Consider the following 15,786-nt stretch of genomic DNA (forward strand, 5'->3'; position numbering starts at 1 on the left):
CGGTCATCAGGCCGGATCGCATCACCCCTTACCCCGGAGGGTTTCCCATGTATCTGAGCATGCTCAAGTGCAAGCTCCACCAGGCCCGCGTGACCCATACCGAGCTGGAGTACGAGGGCTCCTGCGCGATCGACGCGGACCTCCTCGACGCCGCGGGGATCCGTGAGAACGAGGAGGTCCACGTCTACAACATCGCCAACGGCGAGCGTTTCTCGACGTACGCTATCCTCGGCGAACGCGGCTCGCGGATCATCTCGCTCAACGGTGCCGCCGCCCACAAGGCGAACGTCGGCGACCGCGTGATCATCTGCGCCTACGCCCTCATGGACGACGCCGAAGCCGCGGAGCACGCGCCCACCCTCGTTTACTGCGACGCGGACAACCGTATCGCCGGCACGCGCAACGCGGTCCCCGCCCAGGTCGCCTGAGCCGCCGGCAGAACGCGCGCGCCGGCGTCATCAGGCCGGCTGCGCCCGGCAGTCGACGTTGCCGGCGCCGCGGGACGGGATGTTGGCTGCCGGGAGCAGCCAACCTACACGGCAGTGCATCCGGCACAGCGATTCCACAAGACCCGCCGTCCCTGGAAGAACCCTCTTCCCCGACCCGTCCACCGCGAGGGGAGAGGGGTATGACGTGGCGGTAGGTCGGCTGCTCGAAGGCAGCCGACGTCCCCGGTGCCACGGTGCGGGATGTTGGCTGCCGGGAGCAGCCAACCTGCAACGCCGGTTCCCGTCACGGGTATGCCGCGGCGCGATCCGACCGCGGTTTATGACCTGCCTGGCGGTCGGGGCTGAACCCGGCGGGGCGACCGTTCAACCGGGCAGTGTCACCGCCAGCGCCAGCAGCCGGAAGGACAGGGACTTGCCGTGGCCGTCGAGGTTGAGCGCGCCGTTGACGCCGCCCTGGAGGACCGCGTCGATGACGAGGTTCATCCCCGCGAGCTGCGGGAGGAGGTGGCGGCGTACCCGCGTGGCGCCGCGATGGGCGAACGTCTCGAGCACGCGCTGCTCGGTGACCTGTGCGACCACGGCGTCGTAGTCCGCGGGGTCGTAGACGAACAGCGCCAGGTTGAGCCGGTTGCCCTTGTCCCCGGCGCGGGCGTGGGCGATCTCGTGGAGCGTGACGCGGCGCGCCGTCATCGGCCTGTCTCCGTATCCGTGGCCGCCTCCCCGGCGGCGTCGAGGGTGTGTACGCGGGTCGGCACCTGGGCACGGGGGACGAGGAATGACACCGTCGCCACCCGCCGGCGGTGATGGCGGCGCACGCCGCCGCCGCCGGCCGGGCCGGTGCAGTAGAGCGCGAGCAGCTCCTGGGTGGCCGTCTCCACCGCGGCGCGCCCGGTGTGGGCGACGGCGAGGCGAAGGCGTACCTCCGCCGGCGCGGTCGGCGGCGCTTCGGACTGCAGGGTGCCGTCGTCGTCGCCGAACACGCTCACGTGGCCGATGTAGTCGAACCGGCAGCGCAGGTCCGCCGGCAGGCGGCGCGCGAAACGCTCGCGCAGGGTCTCTGCCGCGAGCCGTGCGCGGGGGAGGGCGTTGGGCCCGGCGTAGGTGATCCCGGCCTCGCCCTGCCAGCCGGCGTCGTAGCACACCGTGGTCTTGAGGCGTTCCGGGGCGGGGCGGCCGCGCACGCCGGTGACCGCGACCCGGTCCGGTCCCTGCTGGTTTACCTCGACGCCGGAGAGGTCGATCACCACGTCCGGTGTGACGTAGCCGGCGGGGTCATGGATCTCGTAGAGCAGCTGCTCGCGCACGGTCTGCGTCGTCACCAGGCCGCCGCTGTCGCGGGGCTTGGTGACGACGATGCCGCCGTCGCGATCGACCTCGACGATGGGGTAGCCCAGCACCGCCAGGCCCGGGACGTCCTTGTAGCCGGGGTCGGCGAAGTAGCCGCCGGTGACCTGTGCGCCGCACTCCACCAGGTGGCCGGCGAGGGCCCCGGCGGCGAGGCGGTCCCAGTCGTCCCAGGGCCAGCCGAAGTGGTTCACCAGCGGTGCCAGCGCCAGCGCCGGATCCGCGACTCGGCCGGTCACGACCACGTCGCCTCCCCGTGCCAGGGCCTCGGCCAGCGGCGGTGCGCCCAGATAGGCGTTCGCCGCGATGATGGCGTCGCGCGCCGGCAGCGATTCGTGCTCGGCGTCCCAGGGGGCGAGGTCGAGCGTGGCCAGACGCTCGCGGAGGTCGTCACCCTCGACCCGGGCCATGCGGCCCTGCGGGTGGTCCGCGGCGCGCATCAGCGCGGCGATGCGCTCGCATGCCGCGCGGGGGTTGGCGGCGCCGAAGTTGCCGAGCACCGGGATGCCGTGATCGAGGCAACGGTCCAGCACCGGCGACAGGTAATCGGCCAGCAGCGGTTCGTAGCCCGCACCGGGATCGGCGTCCATGGCACGCTGGGCGGCGGCCAGGGTCCGCTCCCCCAGGGTCTCGAATATCAGCGCACAAGGCTCGCCGCGGCGGACGAGCTCGTCCACCACCGCCTCGGCGGCGTCGGTGCGGTCGCCGGAGAAGCCGGCGCCGCAGCCCACGAGAAACGTCATCGGCCGTCTCCTGAGTTGGTGATTTCCGCCATGTCCCCCGGGTGTGCCGGGGTGTTGTCCGGGGTGTCGCGCCGGCGCCGCGCAATTACGAGCAGCGCCGCGAGCAGGGCCAGTGCGGCGAGGGTGCTCGGCCATCCCGGTGCGAGGGCGAGTGCCACGGCGGCGAGCAGCACTGCCGTGCCCGCGGCCCGGCCCAGAGCCGGGCGGATCCCGGAGAGCAGGGTCGCGAAGGCGAGCACGAAGGCCAGGCCCTGGCAGGCGGCCAGGACGACGTCACCGGCGTTGCCGAAGCCGGCCAGCGCCGGGTAGGCAAGCATCACGAACGGGATGACATACGTAGCCGCGCCGAGGCGCACAGCCTGGCCCGCCGCGGGCAGCCAGTTCGTCCCGGCGATGCCGGAGGCGACGAATACCGCCACGCACACCGGCGGCGTGATCACGGAAATCGTGGCGAAGTAGAACACGAACAGATGGGCGACCAGCGGCTGGAACCCGAGCTCGGTGAGCGCCGGGGCGAGCACCGAGGAGACCAGCACGTAGGCCGCTGTCGTGGGGATGCCCATCCCCATGATCAGGCAGATGGCGGCGACGATGGCCGCCACCAGCAGCCCGGAGTGACCGGCCAGGTCGACGATCAGCCCGGCCAGGGTGACGCCGATCCCGGTCATGTTGATCATCGCCACCAGGATCTGGGCGCCGGCGAGCAGCACGCCGATGATCACCATGCCGCGGCCGGCGTCGGCGATGCCGCTGGTCAGCCGTGCGGCGATGGTCCGCACCGGCATGCCCGCGTGCACCGAGAAGCCCACGAAGGTCGCCACCACCGCGACCACGCCGAAGAATGCCGAGGTCTGGATGGAGTGGCCGGTGAGCACGCCGTAGAACAGCCCGCCCAGTGCCGCGGCGATGGGCATGAGTCGCCCGGGGCGCAGGATGGCTGGCCAGGCGGGCATGTCCGCCTCCGGCACCACCGGCAGGCCGCGGCGCAGCGCCAGCAGGTGGACGGTGAGGAATACCGCGACGTAGAACAGCACCGCAGGCAGTATCGAGGCGAGCACGATGCGTACGTAGCTCTCGCCGAGCACCTCCGCCATCACGAATGCCGCCGCCCCGAGGATCGGCGGCGCGATCTGGCCGCCGGTGGAGGCGACGGCCTCGACCGCCGCGGCCAGGGCCGGCGGGTAGCGCAGCCGCTTCATCAGCGGAATGGTGAAATTGCCCGTCGTCGCCACATTGGCCACGGCGCTGCCGCTGACCATCGCGAACAGGCTCGACGCCACCGTCGCGACCTTGGCCGCGCCGCCGGGGCTGCGCCCGCCGAGGCGCACGGAGGCGTCGATGAAGGTCTGGCCGCCGCCGGTATGCAGCAGGAGGCTGCCGAAGAGCACGAACGCGGCGATGGTGGTCGCGGCGACGCCCACGAGCAGCCCCCACACGCCCAGGTCGCCCAGGAACAGCGTCTCGGTGACGAACGCTGGCCCGAAGCCCCGGTGCGCCAGAGCCCCGGGGAGCAGGTTGCCGAAGAACGCGTATGCCAGGCCGACCACCACCAGCGACGGGAACAGCCAGCCGATGGCGCGCCGGGAGACCTCCAGGATCGCGGCGACCAGCCCGGCCGTCATCACCATGTCCGTGGGCGTCGCCCAGGGCAGCTCGGTGAGGATGCGCTCGTGGTTGAGCGCCACGTACCCGCAGCCGGCGACCGCCACCGCGCCCAGCAGCACGTCGACGGCGAGCGTCGCCGGGCGCAGGCGCGGGCCCGCCGGCAGCGGGTAGACGGCCAGGCCGAGCAGGAGGACCAGGGCCAGGAACACCGGCCGCTGCACCAGGCTCGGGAACTGGCCGAACGCCGAGGTGTAGAGGATGAAGCCGCCCAGCACGAGGGCCAGGGCGGTCGTGAGTCGCTCGCGCATGGTCGTGCTCCCGGCGTGCGGCCGCGGTCAGCGGGGCTGGAGCTGGTCGGGGATGTCCATGCCCTGCTCGCGGTAGTAGCGTGCCGCGCCGGGGTGCAGGGGGACGGTGCCGTAGTCCATCGTCATCGCCCCGAGGTCGGCGCCCTCCAGCGACTTGAACGCGTTGGCCTGCGGCCCCTGGTGCTCCATCACGGCCTTGACGATGCGGTAGGCGGCCTCGTCGCTCAGCCCCGGACGGGCGTGCACGGCGACGCCGAAGGCCCAGGTGGCGTAGGCGGGGATGCCTTCCGCGGCCCCGGCGGGGACGTCCACCACGCCGATGTCCGGCATCTCCTCGCGCAGGGTGCGTTTCTGCGCGCCGGTCAGCGAGAGCACGCGGATGGGGGTGAAGGTGGCGATGTCCAGTGACGAGCCGTCGAGGCGGTCACCCACCCCGGACTTGACGTAGCCATTGAGGCGGTTGTCCTTGATCGCGCTGACGATGTCGCTGGTGGAGCCGCGCACGTAGTCCGGCGAGATGCCCAGGGTCCGCATCACCGCCTCGGTGGTCTTCTCGGTGGCCGAGCCGGTGATGCCCGGATTCAGCCGGCGGCCGTCGAGGCCGGCGAGTGTCTCGATGCCGGCGTCCTTGCGCACGACGACATTCTGCGGCGCGACCGTATAGACCCAGAGTAGCCGGCTGTCGACGGCGTGCCCGTCGAAGGCACCGGTGCCCTTGTAGGCGTGATAGCCCACATTGGTGGTGACCAGGCCGAGGTCGACCTGCCCGCGGGAGAGCCGCCGGAGGTTGTCCACCGTGGCGCCGGTCTCCACCACCGAGGCGTTGACGCCCTCGGCGTAGTCGTTGATGACCTGATTGACGGCGACGAAATAGCTGTAGTGGCTGGATGACGTGGACGTCGAGCCGATGAGTATCTCGTCGGCGCCCAGCGCGCCCTGGCTCAGGGTGAGCGCGGCCATTGCGGCCGCCGCGGCAGCGGTCAGCTTGCGCATGATCTCCTCCTCCGCCGGCGCCGTGCGTGTGCGGTGCCGGCCGTTATGGCGTTGGCGGTGTGCCGGTGTGCGGCACGGAGGTATCGTTGCGGCGGGCCGCTATATTTGTCTAATTTATTATTTCTGAATAATGTTTTGTAAAATAAAACAATAAGGCGCGGGGGCGAGGAGATGACACCGACCGTCAAGCAGCTGCGGGCCTTCGTGGTCTCCGCCCAGTCGGACAGCTTCGCCGAGGCGAGCGAACGGCTGCACCTCTCGCAGCCGGCGCTGAGCCTTGCCATCCGCAAGCTGGAGAGCGGCGTGGGCGGTGCGCTGTTCGCGCGCTCGGGGCGTCACATGACGCTGACGCCGGAGGGGCAGGCCTTTCTGCCGGTGGCCGTGCGGCTGCTCAACGACTGGACCGAGGCGTTCGCGGACCTCACCGAGCTGTTCTCCAAGCAACGGGGCAAGGTCACCGTCGCGGCGCTGCCGACGCTTGCGGCGGGCCTGCTGCCGCCGGTGATCTCGACGTTCGGGGAGCGCCACCCACGGGTCAATCTCAGCGTGCACGACGTCCTCGCCGACGAGGTGGGGCAGCGCGTGCGTGAAGGGCGGGCGGACATCGGGGTGTCGGTGCCGCCGCTGGACTCGGACGATCTCGCCTTTGAGCCGCTGCTGCTCGACCGCTACGTGGCCGTTTGCCCGGAAGGCCATCCGCTGCTGGTGGGGGAGACGGTGGCGTGGGCGGCGCTGGCGGGGGTTCCGTTCATCGGCATCAACCGGTTGTCGAGTGCGCGCCAGGCGATCGACCGCGTCATGGCCGAGGTCGGCGGCACGCTGGATATCCGGTGCGAGGTCAACCAGATCGCCACGGTGGGCCGGATGGTCGCCGCCGGCATGGGGATCAGCGTCCTGCCGGCGCTCAGTTTCCGGCAGATCGCCGCCGCCGGCCTTGGTCACCGGCCCCTGGTCGAGCCGGTCATCGAACGCCGGCTCGGTATCATTACCCGGCGGCGCCAGCCCCTGTCCGCCGCGGCATCGGCGCTGCATGCGCTGCTGCGCGAACGCGCCGCCGAGGCCCCATGAGCGGTGGTCCGCGCCGGGGAACGGCTACGTCTGCGCCCCCAGCCGTTCCAGCGCCCACTGCACGTGCTCGCGCACCAGTTCCGAGGGGTGGGCGGTGCGCTCGCGCAGGGCGGCGAGCGCCTCATCCGAGGCCGGACCGTTGCCCAGGGCGACGGCGATGTTGCGCAGCCAGCGCTCGTGGCCGAGGCGGCGGATGGCCGAGCCCTCCGTGCGCTTGAGGAAGGTGGCCTCGTCCCAGCGGAACAGGCTGACCAGCGAGGCGTGGTCCAGCCCGTGGCGGGGGTGGAAGTCGGCCTCGTCGGTGGGCTGCGCGTAGCGGTTCCACGGACAGATGCTCTGGCAGTCGTCGCAGCCGAAGATGCGGTTGCCGATGGCCGGGCGCAGCGCTTCCGGGATGGTGCCGTGGTGCTCGATGGTGAGATACGAGATGCAGCGCCGGGCGTCGAGCTGGTAGGGCGCCGTGATCGCCCCCGTCGGGCATGCCGTCAGACAGGCCCGGCAGCTGCCGCAGTGCGCCGTGGGCGGCTCGTCCGCCGGCAGCGGCAGGTCCGTGAACAGCTCCCCGAGGAAGAAGTACGACCCCGCCTCGCGCGAGAGCACCAGGGTGTTCTTGCCGATCCAGCCGAGCCCGGCGTTGCGCGCGAGCGCCTTCTCCAGCACCGGTGCGGAGTCCACGAAGGCCCGGTAGCCGAACGTGCCGGCGGCGGCCTCGATGCGCCGGGCGAGCTGCTGCAGGCGCCGGCGCATGAGCTTGTGGTAGTCCCGGCCGAGGGCGTAGCGGGCGACGAAGGCGCGCGCGCCGTCGGCGAGCACCCGGGCGTCGTCCTCGACGTCGTCGGGGCGGTAGTCCAGGCGGACGCTGATCACGCGCACCGTCCCCGGGTGGAGCACCGACGGACGGGCGCGCTTGACGCCGTGCCGGCCCATGTAGTGCATCCCGCCCTGGCGGCCCTCCCGGAGCCAGCGCAGCAGGTGCGCTTCGTCCTGGCTGAGGTCCGGGGCGGCGATGCCGGCGTCGCTGAAGCCGAGCTCCCGTGCCCAGCGCCGGATGTCTCCGGCGAGATCGGTCATGGACGGGGCGGTGTCGGTCGCGGCGTCGCTCATACGCCTATTTTACTCGTCTTTCCGGCGGGATTGTCGTGTCTCTGGGCACCGGAACGGCTCGCGGGCAACGCGTCCGCGCGGCGCTACGGCCCGGCCGACCCAGGAGGGTGCCACGTCGGCCGGGCGGTCCCGCGTGAGTGTCCCCGCCCCGGCCCGGTATACTGCGGGGCTGTCCTGTGCGGCTGGAGCGCGGAGCGAGCCATGGAAGCGTTACCGACACGACTCTACACCCCCGAGCAGGTCCGGGAGCTCGACCGCCGGGCCATCGAGGACCACGGCATTCCCGGCGAGCGGCTGATGGAGCAGGCCGGGCGTGCCGCCTACCGGCTGCTGCGCCGCCACTGGCCGGGGGCGCGGCGGGTCACGGTGCTCTGCGGCGGCGGCAACAACGGCGGTGACGGCTACGTGATCGCCCGGCTGGCCGCCGCGGCGGGGCTGGAGGTGCGCGTGGTCGCCGTCTCCGACCCGGCCCGCCTGCGCGGTGCCGCGGCGGAGGCGATGGGCCGCTGCCGCGAACTCGTCGCCCCGGAGCCGTGGGATGCCGGGGCGCTGGACGGCGCGGACGTCGTCGTCGACGCGCTGCTCGGCACCGGCCTGGATCGCGAGGTCGCCGGGGACTATGCCGAGGCCATCGGGGCTGCCAATGTGCGCCCCGTCGGCCGGCTCGCCGTGGACGTGCCCTCGGGCATCAGTGCCGCCACCGGCGCCTGTCTCGGTGTCGCCTTCCGCGCGGACGTCACCCCGACCTTCATAGGCCTCAAGCAGGGGCTGTTCACCGGTGCCGCGCCGGACTATACCGGCACGGTCTGCTACGACGATCTCGACGTGCCCCCCGCGGTGTTCGAGGGCATGCCGCCCGCCGCCCGGCGGGTGGACGCCGGGGCGGTGGCCGGATGGCTGGCGCCGCGTTCGCCCACGAGTCATAAGGGCCATTTCGGCCACGTGCTGGTGATCGGCGGCGACCACGGCTTCGGCGGTGCCGTTCGCCTCGCCGCGGAGGCCGCGGCACGCACGGGGGCCGGGCTCGTGAGCGTGGCGACCCGCAAGCGCCATATCGCGCCGCTCCTCGCCGCGTGCCCCGAGGCCATGGCCCATGCGGTGGACAGCCCCGCCGCCCTGGAGCCGCTGCTCGAGCGCGCGAGTGTGGTGGCCATCGGCCCGGGGCTTGGACAGTCGGACTGGGGCCGCGGGATGCTTGCTGCCGTTGGCGGGTTTGACGGGCCGCTGGTCGCCGACGCCGATGCCCTCAACCTCCTCGCGACGGAGGGGCCGGTGGCGAACCCGCGCCGGGTGATCACCCCGCACCCGGGGGAGGCGGCACGGCTGCTGCGCCGCGACACCGCCGAGGTGCAGCGCGACCGGTTCGCGGCGGTGGACGAGCTGCTTAGCCGTTTTGGCGGGGCCGCGCTGCTCAAGGGCGCCGGCACGCTGGTCGGTGCCGGCGAGGAACGCTGGCTGTGCACCGCCGGCAACCCGGGCATGGCGAGCGGCGGCATGGGGGATGTCCTTACCGGCGTGGTCGCCGGGCTGCTGGCCCAGGGGCTCGGCGTGGGCGAGGCAGCGGCGGTGGCCGCGGCGGTCCACGGCGGCGCCGCCGACCGCGCAGCGGTGCGTACCGGCCCCCGGGCACTGCTCGCCCGGGACGTGATCGAGGCACTGTCCGAGGTCCTGCCGGCATGAGCGGGCTCACCCGTACCCTCCCGGATGCCGCGGCCACCGAGGCGGTGGGCATGGCGCTCGCCGCCTGCCTGCCGGAGGCGCTGACGGTGACCCTCGCCGGCGACCTCGGTGCAGGCAAGACCACCCTCGCGCGCGCCGTGCTCCGTGGGCTCGGGCACACGGGGGCGGTGCGCAGCCCGACCTATACCCTCATCGAGCCCTATGAATGCGGCGGCCGGCGGGTGTTCCACCTGGACCTCTATCGCCTTGCCGATCCGGAGGAGCTGGAATTCCTCGGCCTGCGCGATCTCTTCGAGCGGCCTGCGGTGGTGCTCGTGGAGTGGCCGGAGCGCGGGGCGGGCGTGCTTCCGGCGCCCGACCTGAGGCTTGCCCTCGACGCCGGCGGGACGGGGCGGACACTGACCGTCGAGGCCTGCAGCGAGGCGGGCGAGACAGCGCTCTCCGCGTTGCGGGCGCACCTTCCGGATTGAAGTGATAATCCAGAAACCGCGTCTATCTCTCTGCTCAGTAAGAGAAAAGTGTTGAAATACCCCAGTGTTTGTGCCTAACTGGCACCTACAGCGTCCCGGAGAAGAACAGGAATCCCTTCATGCGCCTTGTGCTCGCGCTAGTGCTCAGCCTGATCGTCGGCGTGGCGCACGCGGCCCGTACGCAGGTCACGGACGTGCGCACGTGGTCGGGTCCGGAGCATACCCGCGTGGTGCTCGATCTCTCCGGCGCTTCGGATTACAAGATGTTCACGCTGGACAATCCCAGGCGCGTGGTCGTCGATCTGCCGGAGGCAGGGATCGCGGATACGGCGGTGCGGAGCGACGAGGTCACCGGCGTGCTCAAGGACATCCGCACCGGTGTGCGCCACGGCCGGGACCTGCGGGTGGTGCTGGATCTGGACGGCGCCGCCAAGGCGAAGGCGTTCACCGTCTCCCCCAACGACACCTACGGCCATCGCCTGGTGGTCGACCTGGAGAGCCCCAGCAAGCAGGCGGCCAACCGCAAGGCGGAGCGCGAGGTGCGGCGGCAGTCCGAGCGCCAGGGCGACCTGGTGATCGCCATCGATGCGGGCCACGGCGGTGAGGACCCGGGTGCCACGGGGGCGCACGGTACCCACGAGAAGGACGTCGTGCTCAAGGTCGCCCGCAAGCTCGCCGCGATCCTCGAGAAGACGCCGGGGTTCCGTCCCGTGCTCACCCGCAAGGGCGACTACTACATCGGCCTGCGTGAGCGGACCCGCAAGGCCCGGGCGGTGGGGGCGGACATGTTCGTCTCCATTCATGCCGACGCCGTGCGCCAGCGCAGCGTGCGCGGCGGCTCCGTCTACATCCTCTCCCGCCGCGGTGCCTCCGGCGAGGTCGCGCGCATGCTCGCGCGCAACGAGAACGCCGCCGACCGTATCGGCGGTGTGTCCCTGGACGACAAGGACGACATGGTCGCCTCCGTGCTCCTCGACCTCTCCCGCGCGGCGACCATCGAGGCCAGCACTGGTTTGGCCAACACGCTGATCGGCGAGATGGACAACGTCGGGCGGATGCACAGCCGGGACGTGGGCAAGGCCGCGTTCGTGGTGCTCAAGTCCCTGGACATGCCCTCGGTGCTGGTGGAGCTGGCGTTCATCTCCAACCCGCAGGAGGAGCGGCTGCTGCGATCCGCCAGTCACCAGCAGGAGCTGGCCTCGGCGCTGGCCGAGGGTATTACCCGGTATGCCAACGCCCACCGGCCGCGGCTGCGCATGGCGGGCTCGACGTCGCAGGAGTACGTGGTCAAACGGGGCGACACCCTGAGCGAGATCGCCTCGAATCATGGCGTGAGCGTCAGCCGCCTGCGCCGCGCCAACGAGATCAACGGTGACACCATCGTCGCCGGGACGCGCCTGCGTATCCCGTGAACCGGGCCATGGCCCTGGCCCGGGTGAGCCCCCATAATGGGCGGTATGGGCACCCCCGAGACCGAACCCCGAATACGTGAGCTGCCGCCCCTGCTGGTCGATCAGATCGCCGCGGGGGAGATCATCGAGCGCCCCGCCTCCGTGGTGAAGGAGCTGCTCGAGAACGCCATCGACGCCGGCGCCCGGCGCATCGACATGGCGGTGGAGGCCGGCGGCAAGGGCCTCATCCGGGTGCGTGACGACGGTCAGGGCATGAGCCCGGCGGACCTCCGCCTGTCCGTCGGCCGCCATGCCACCAGCAAGATCCGTGAGCTCGACGACCTGGAGCACATCGCCAGCCTCGGCTTCCGCGGTGAGGCGCTGCCGAGCATCGCCTCGGTATCGCGGCTGTGCATCACCTCCCGTGCCGACGGCGAGGAGCACGCCTGGCGGCTGGAGGTGCACGACGGCGAGGCCGGTGAGCCGGCGCCCGCGCCGCACCCGGCGGGCACCACCGTCGAGGTCCGCGAGCTCTTCCACCGCACGCCGGCGCGGCGCAAGTTCCTGCGCGCCGAGCGCACCGAGTTCCGCCACGTCCAGGAGCTCGTGCGGCGCATGGCGATGAGCCATCCCGGCGTGGCCGTGAACCTCGAGCACAACGGCCGCACCGCGATGCAGCTCCCGGCGGCGGGCAACCGCGCGGCGTGGAGCCAGCGCCTCGCCGAGCTCACCGGCCGGGCCTTCGTGGACCAGTCGCTGTTCCTGGAGACCGAGGCCGCCGGGATGCGCCTGTGGGGATGGCTGGGCCTGCCCACGGCCTCCCGCGGCCAGGCGGATCTGCAGTACGTCTATCTCAACGGGCGCATGATCCGGGACCGGCTGATCAGCCATGCCCTGCGCCGGGCCTATGCCGACCTCCTGTTCAAGGGCCGGCACCCCGCCTATGTCCTCTACCTGGAGATCGACCCCGGGCAGGTGGACGTCAACGTGCACCCGACCAAGCACGAGGTCCGCTTTCGCGACAGCCGCCTCGTCTACGACTTCCTCCTGCGCCAGGTCCACCATGCCCTGGAGCATTCCGGCGATGCGGATGCCCCCGAGCCGGTGGCGCCCGCCGCGGAGCCGGTCGGGGCGGAAAGCACGGGGCATGCAGCACCCGCCGGCGGCGCGGGCGTACCGCCGCGACCGCCGCAGCAGGCCTCCATGGGCCTGCCGGTGGCGGAGGCCCGGGCACTGTATGGGCCGGAGGAGGGCGGTGCGCCGGCGGCCGGGGCGGAAGAGCGCCCGGTCACGGACAACGGCCCGCCGGACGGGCGTGCCGACCGGCCCGTGCCGCCGTCGGCCCACGCGCCGTCCGCCGTGCAGCCGCGGGAGGTCGCCGGCGAGGTGCCGCCCCTGGGCTTTGCGCTGGCCCAGCTCCACGGCGTGTACGTGCTTGCGCAGGACGACGACGGCCTGATCCTGGTGGACATGCACGCCGCCCACGAGCGCATCGTCTACGAACGCCTCAAGGACCAGGTGGCGGAGCAGGGCGTGGCCTCGCAGCCGTTGCTGGTGCCGGTGCGGGTGTCGGTCACGCCGCGGCAGGCGGACATCGCCGAGGAGTATGCCGAGGTCTTCACCCGCCTGGGCTTCGAGGTGGACCGAGGCGGCCCGGATGTCGTCCATCTCCGCCGCCTGCCGGCGCTGCTGCGCACCGCCGACCCCGAGACGCTGGTCCGCGACGTCCTCGCCGACCTCCAGGCGGAGGGACGCAGCGGCCGGGTGGAGGCCGCGGTGAACCACGTGCTCGCCACCATGGGCTGTCACGGTTCCGTGCGCGCCAACCGCCGTCTGAGCCTGGATGAGATGAACGCCCTGCTCCGGGAAATGGAGCGCACGCGCAATATCGGCCAGTGCAACCACGGCCGGCCGACCTGGACACGGCTGACCATGGCCGACCTGGACCGGCTGTTCCTGCGGGGTCAGTAGCCATGGGCGCGCCGTTGCCGGTGATCCTCCTCATGGGGCCGACGGCCTCGGGCAAGACCGCCGCCGCCATCGACCTGGTGGAGCGCTTCCCGGTGGACATCGTCAGCGTGGACTCGGCCCTGGTCTACCGGGGCATGGATATCGGTACCGCCAAGCCGGGGGGCGACGAGCTGGCCCGTGCCCCCCACCGCCTGATCGATATCCTCGATCCCTCGGAGCGTTACTCGGCGGCGGGCTTCCGCGCGGATGCGCTGGCGGAGATCGCCGCCATCCACCGCGCGGGCCGCATCCCGCTGCTCGTGGGCGGGACCATGCTCTACTACCGGGCCCTCACCGAGGGCCTGGCGGACCTGCCGGAGGCGGACGCCGAGCTGCGCGCCGAGCTCGAGGCGCAGGCGCGGCGCGAGGGCTGGCCGGCGCTGCACCGCCAGCTCGCCGGCGTCGACCCGGCGACCGCGGCGCGGCTGCACCCCAACGACGCCCAGCGCGTGCAGCGGGCGCTGGAGGTCTACCTGCTCAGCGGGCGCACGCTCACGGAGCTGACCCGTGCGGCGCGCTCGGAACCCCTGCCGTTCAGTGTGGTCAAGTGGGCAGTGGCCCCTGCCGAGCGGCGCATCCTCCACGAGCGCATCGCCCGGCGTTTCGACGCCATGCTCGAGCAGGGGTTCATCGACGAGGTCGCCGGCCTGAAGGCCCGGGGGGATCTGCATGCGGAGCTGCCGTCGATGCGTGCGGTGGGCTACCGCCAGGTCTGGGCCTACCTGGACGGTGACTGTGATCGCGAGACCCTGCGCGAGCGGGGTGTCGCTGCGACCCGGCAGTTCGCCAAGCGCCAGCTCACATGGCTGCGCCGCGAGCCGGATCTGAGGCACTTCGAGGCCACCGATCCGGCGCTGCGGCAACGCCTTAGGGAAGCCATGACGGGCGTGTTAGACTCATGCCAAGCGGTTGGGCCCTAGGGCTTTCGGGCGGCGAGGGAGGCCGCCCGACCGTCGATGAGCAGGCGCGGGTATGGAGGCTGCCGGCGCATAACAACAAGGGCCGAAGGCACGAAGGAGCATTTGGAATGGCCAAAGGGCAATCACTTCAGGAACCGTTTCTCAACGCCCTGCGCAAGGAAAAGGTACCGGTCTCCATCTATCTGGTGAATGGCATCAAGCTGCAGGGGCAGATCGAGTCCTTCGACCAGTTCGTGGTGCTGTTGCGCAACAGTGTCAGCCAGATGGTGTACAAGCACGCTATCTCCACGATCGTGCCCTCGCGCGCGGTCAGAGCCCACCAGCTAGAGGGGTCGGGTGCAGAGGAAAGCGACCAGTAAGCCGGTGACGGAGACCGCGCCGGCCCAGCTATTCGATCGTCCCGAGGGCGGCGAACGCGCCGTGCTGGTGCAGCTCGACGACGGTGGGGCCTCGCTGGACGAGACCCTGGAGGAATTCTCCGCGCTGGCGGTCTCCGCCGGCGCGGAGATCGTCGACCGGGTCGTGAACCGGCGGGACCGCCCCGACCCCCGTTACTTCCTCGGTCGCGGCAAGGTCGCCGAACTCGGCGAGCGCATCGCCGCGGCCGGTGCGGATCTGGTGCTGGTGAATCACATGCTGTCGCCGGCCCAGGAGCGCAACCTCGAGCGCGAGCTCGGCTGCCGGGTGCTCGACCGTACCGGGCTGATCCTCGACATCTTCGCCCAGCGTGCCCGGACCCACGAGGGTAAGCTCCAGGTGGAGCTCGCCCAGCTCCGCCACATCGCCAGCCGGCTTGTGCGGGGCTGGAGCCATCTGGAGCGGCAGAAGGGCGGCATCGGCCAGCGCGGCCCGGGCGAGACCCAGCTGGAGATGGACCGGCGGATGCTCGGTCATCGCATCAAGCAGCTGGAGAAGCGCCTGGAGCGGGTGCGCCGCCAGCGCAGCCAGGGCCGGCAGGCGCGGCGCAAGCGCGACCTGCCGGCGGTCTCGCTGGTGGGTTATACCAACGCGGGCAAGTCCACGCTGTTCAACCGGCTCGCCGAGTCCACCGTGTTCACCGCCGATCAGCTGTTCGCGACGCTGGACACGACCCTCCGGCGGGTGCCGCTCCCGGGTGGCGAATCCGCGGTGTTCGCGGATACCGTCGGCTTCATCAGCGATCTCCCCCACCAGCTCGTGGCCGCCTTCCGCTCCACCCTGGAGGAGGTCATCGAGGCCGATCTGCTGCTGCACGTCGTCGACGCGAGCGCCGCGGATCGCGGCGACCAGGTCACCGAGGTCGAGGGCGTGCTCGGTGAGATCGGGGCCGGCGAGGTGCCGGTGCTCACCGTCTACAACAAGATCGACCGGCTCGGCCAGCCCGCGCGGGTGGACCGCGACGAGCACGGCACGCCCGTGGCCCTGTGGGTCTCGGCGAAGACCGGCGAGGGGCTGGACCTGCTGCCCGGGGTGGTGGCCGAGCGCGTCGGCGAGCGCCGTGCCCGCGGGCGGCTGCGCCTGCCGCCCAGCGAGGGGCGGCTGCGGGCACTGGTCTATCAGTCCGGCGAGGTGCTCGAGGAGCGCATGCTCGACAACGGCGACTGCCTGCTGGAGGTGAGCCTGCCCCAGCGGGAGATGGAGCGTCTTCGCCGTCACGAGGGATTGCCGACCTTTATCGACTGAGGCGCGTCCGCCTTGCGGCGGGCGCGCGGGCGTCATTAG

General features: G+C 71.8%; 14 protein-coding genes. 9 read left to right on the forward strand and 5 right to left on the reverse strand.

All coding sequences use genetic code 11. The features are described from left to right. The first annotated feature begins 47 nt into the window (after positions 1-47). Entirely contained in the window at positions 48-428 is a 381-nt protein-coding gene (gene panD / locus C516_RS0104650; protein ID WP_018717203.1) for an aspartate 1-decarboxylase, read from the forward strand. A gap of 384 nt (positions 429-812) precedes the next feature. Here the strand turns inward: panD and C516_RS0104655 are convergent, their stop codons facing one another. From C516_RS0104655 to C516_RS0104670, 4 genes are read right to left on the reverse strand one after another with little or no spacing between them, the layout of a single operon-like run. Then, positions 813-1,139: an AtuA-related protein gene (locus C516_RS0104655; protein WP_018717204.1), complete on the reverse strand. Its 327-nt coding sequence runs from the start codon at positions 1,137-1,139 to the stop codon at positions 813-815. Next, on the reverse strand, positions 1,136-2,536 hold the full coding sequence (locus tag C516_RS0104660) for an acyclic terpene utilization AtuA family protein (RefSeq protein WP_018717205.1): 1,401 nt from the start codon (positions 2,534-2,536) through the stop codon (positions 1,136-1,138). The genes C516_RS0104655 and C516_RS0104660 overlap by 4 nt, the downstream gene beginning before the upstream one ends. After that, positions 2,533-4,449, reverse strand: a complete 1,917-nt coding sequence (locus tag C516_RS0104665) for a TRAP transporter permease (RefSeq protein ID WP_018717206.1) — start codon at positions 4,447-4,449, stop codon at positions 2,533-2,535. Before C516_RS0104665 ends, C516_RS0104660 begins: the two co-directional genes overlap by 4 nt. Positions 4,450-4,476: 27 nt before the next feature. Beyond that, positions 4,477-5,442 carry a TAXI family TRAP transporter solute-binding subunit gene (locus C516_RS0104670; protein ID WP_018717207.1) on the reverse strand — a complete coding sequence of 322 codons (966 nt, stop codon included), beginning with the start codon at positions 5,440-5,442 and terminating at the stop codon, positions 4,477-4,479. Positions 5,443-5,613: 171 nt separating this feature from the next. On the opposite strand from C516_RS0104670, the gene C516_RS0104675 reads away from it, so the two are divergent. After that, on the forward strand, positions 5,614-6,510 hold the full coding sequence (locus C516_RS0104675; RefSeq protein WP_018717208.1) for a LysR family transcriptional regulator: 897 nt from the start codon (positions 5,614-5,616) through the stop codon (positions 6,508-6,510). 24 nt (positions 6,511-6,534) lie between these two features. Here C516_RS0104675 and queG read toward each other — a convergent pair whose 3' ends face one another. After that, positions 6,535-7,614, reverse strand: coding sequence for a tRNA epoxyqueuosine(34) reductase QueG (queG, locus tag C516_RS0104680; protein ID WP_018717209.1), 1,080 nt, complete (start codon positions 7,612-7,614; stop codon positions 6,535-6,537). 201 nt (positions 7,615-7,815) lie between these two features. On the opposite strand from queG, the gene C516_RS0104685 reads away from it, so the two are divergent. The 7 genes from C516_RS0104685 (at position 7,816) to hflX (ending at position 15,747) form a co-directional block, all read left to right on the forward strand. Then, positions 7,816-9,294, forward strand: coding sequence for a bifunctional ADP-dependent NAD(P)H-hydrate dehydratase/NAD(P)H-hydrate epimerase (locus tag C516_RS0104685; protein WP_018717210.1), 1,479 nt, complete (start codon positions 7,816-7,818; stop codon positions 9,292-9,294). Further along, positions 9,291-9,764, forward strand: a complete 474-nt coding sequence (gene tsaE / locus C516_RS0104690) for a tRNA (adenosine(37)-N6)-threonylcarbamoyltransferase complex ATPase subunit type 1 TsaE (RefSeq protein ID WP_018717211.1) — start codon at positions 9,291-9,293, stop codon at positions 9,762-9,764. The genes C516_RS0104685 and tsaE overlap by 4 nt, the downstream gene beginning before the upstream one ends. A gap of 119 nt (positions 9,765-9,883) precedes the next feature. Then, positions 9,884-11,176, forward strand: coding sequence for an N-acetylmuramoyl-L-alanine amidase (locus C516_RS0104695; protein WP_018717212.1), 1,293 nt, complete (start codon positions 9,884-9,886; stop codon positions 11,174-11,176). A 36-nt stretch (positions 11,177-11,212) separates the two neighbouring features. Beyond that, positions 11,213-13,126 (forward strand): DNA mismatch repair endonuclease MutL, encoded by a 1,914-nt coding sequence (gene mutL, locus C516_RS0104700; protein ID WP_018717213.1) that lies wholly within the window; start codon positions 11,213-11,215, stop codon positions 13,124-13,126. A gap of 2 nt (positions 13,127-13,128) precedes the next feature. Continuing rightward, complete coding sequence (gene miaA / locus C516_RS0104705; protein ID WP_018717214.1) at positions 13,129-14,085, forward strand: tRNA (adenosine(37)-N6)-dimethylallyltransferase MiaA; 957 nt, start codon at positions 13,129-13,131, stop codon at positions 14,083-14,085. Positions 14,086-14,192: 107 nt separating this feature from the next. Then, complete coding sequence (gene hfq, locus C516_RS0104710) at positions 14,193-14,444, forward strand: RNA chaperone Hfq (RefSeq protein WP_018717215.1); 252 nt, start codon at positions 14,193-14,195, stop codon at positions 14,442-14,444. After that, complete coding sequence (gene hflX, locus C516_RS0104715) at positions 14,422-15,747, forward strand: ribosome rescue GTPase HflX (protein ID WP_169509124.1); 1,326 nt, start codon at positions 14,422-14,424, stop codon at positions 15,745-15,747. Before hfq ends, hflX begins: the two co-directional genes overlap by 23 nt. Positions 15,748-15,786 lie beyond the last annotated feature (39 nt).

The sequence above is a fragment of the Arhodomonas aquaeolei DSM 8974 genome (assembly GCF_000374645.1).
Taxonomy (GTDB): domain Bacteria; phylum Pseudomonadota; class Gammaproteobacteria; order Nitrococcales; family Nitrococcaceae; genus Arhodomonas; species Arhodomonas aquaeolei.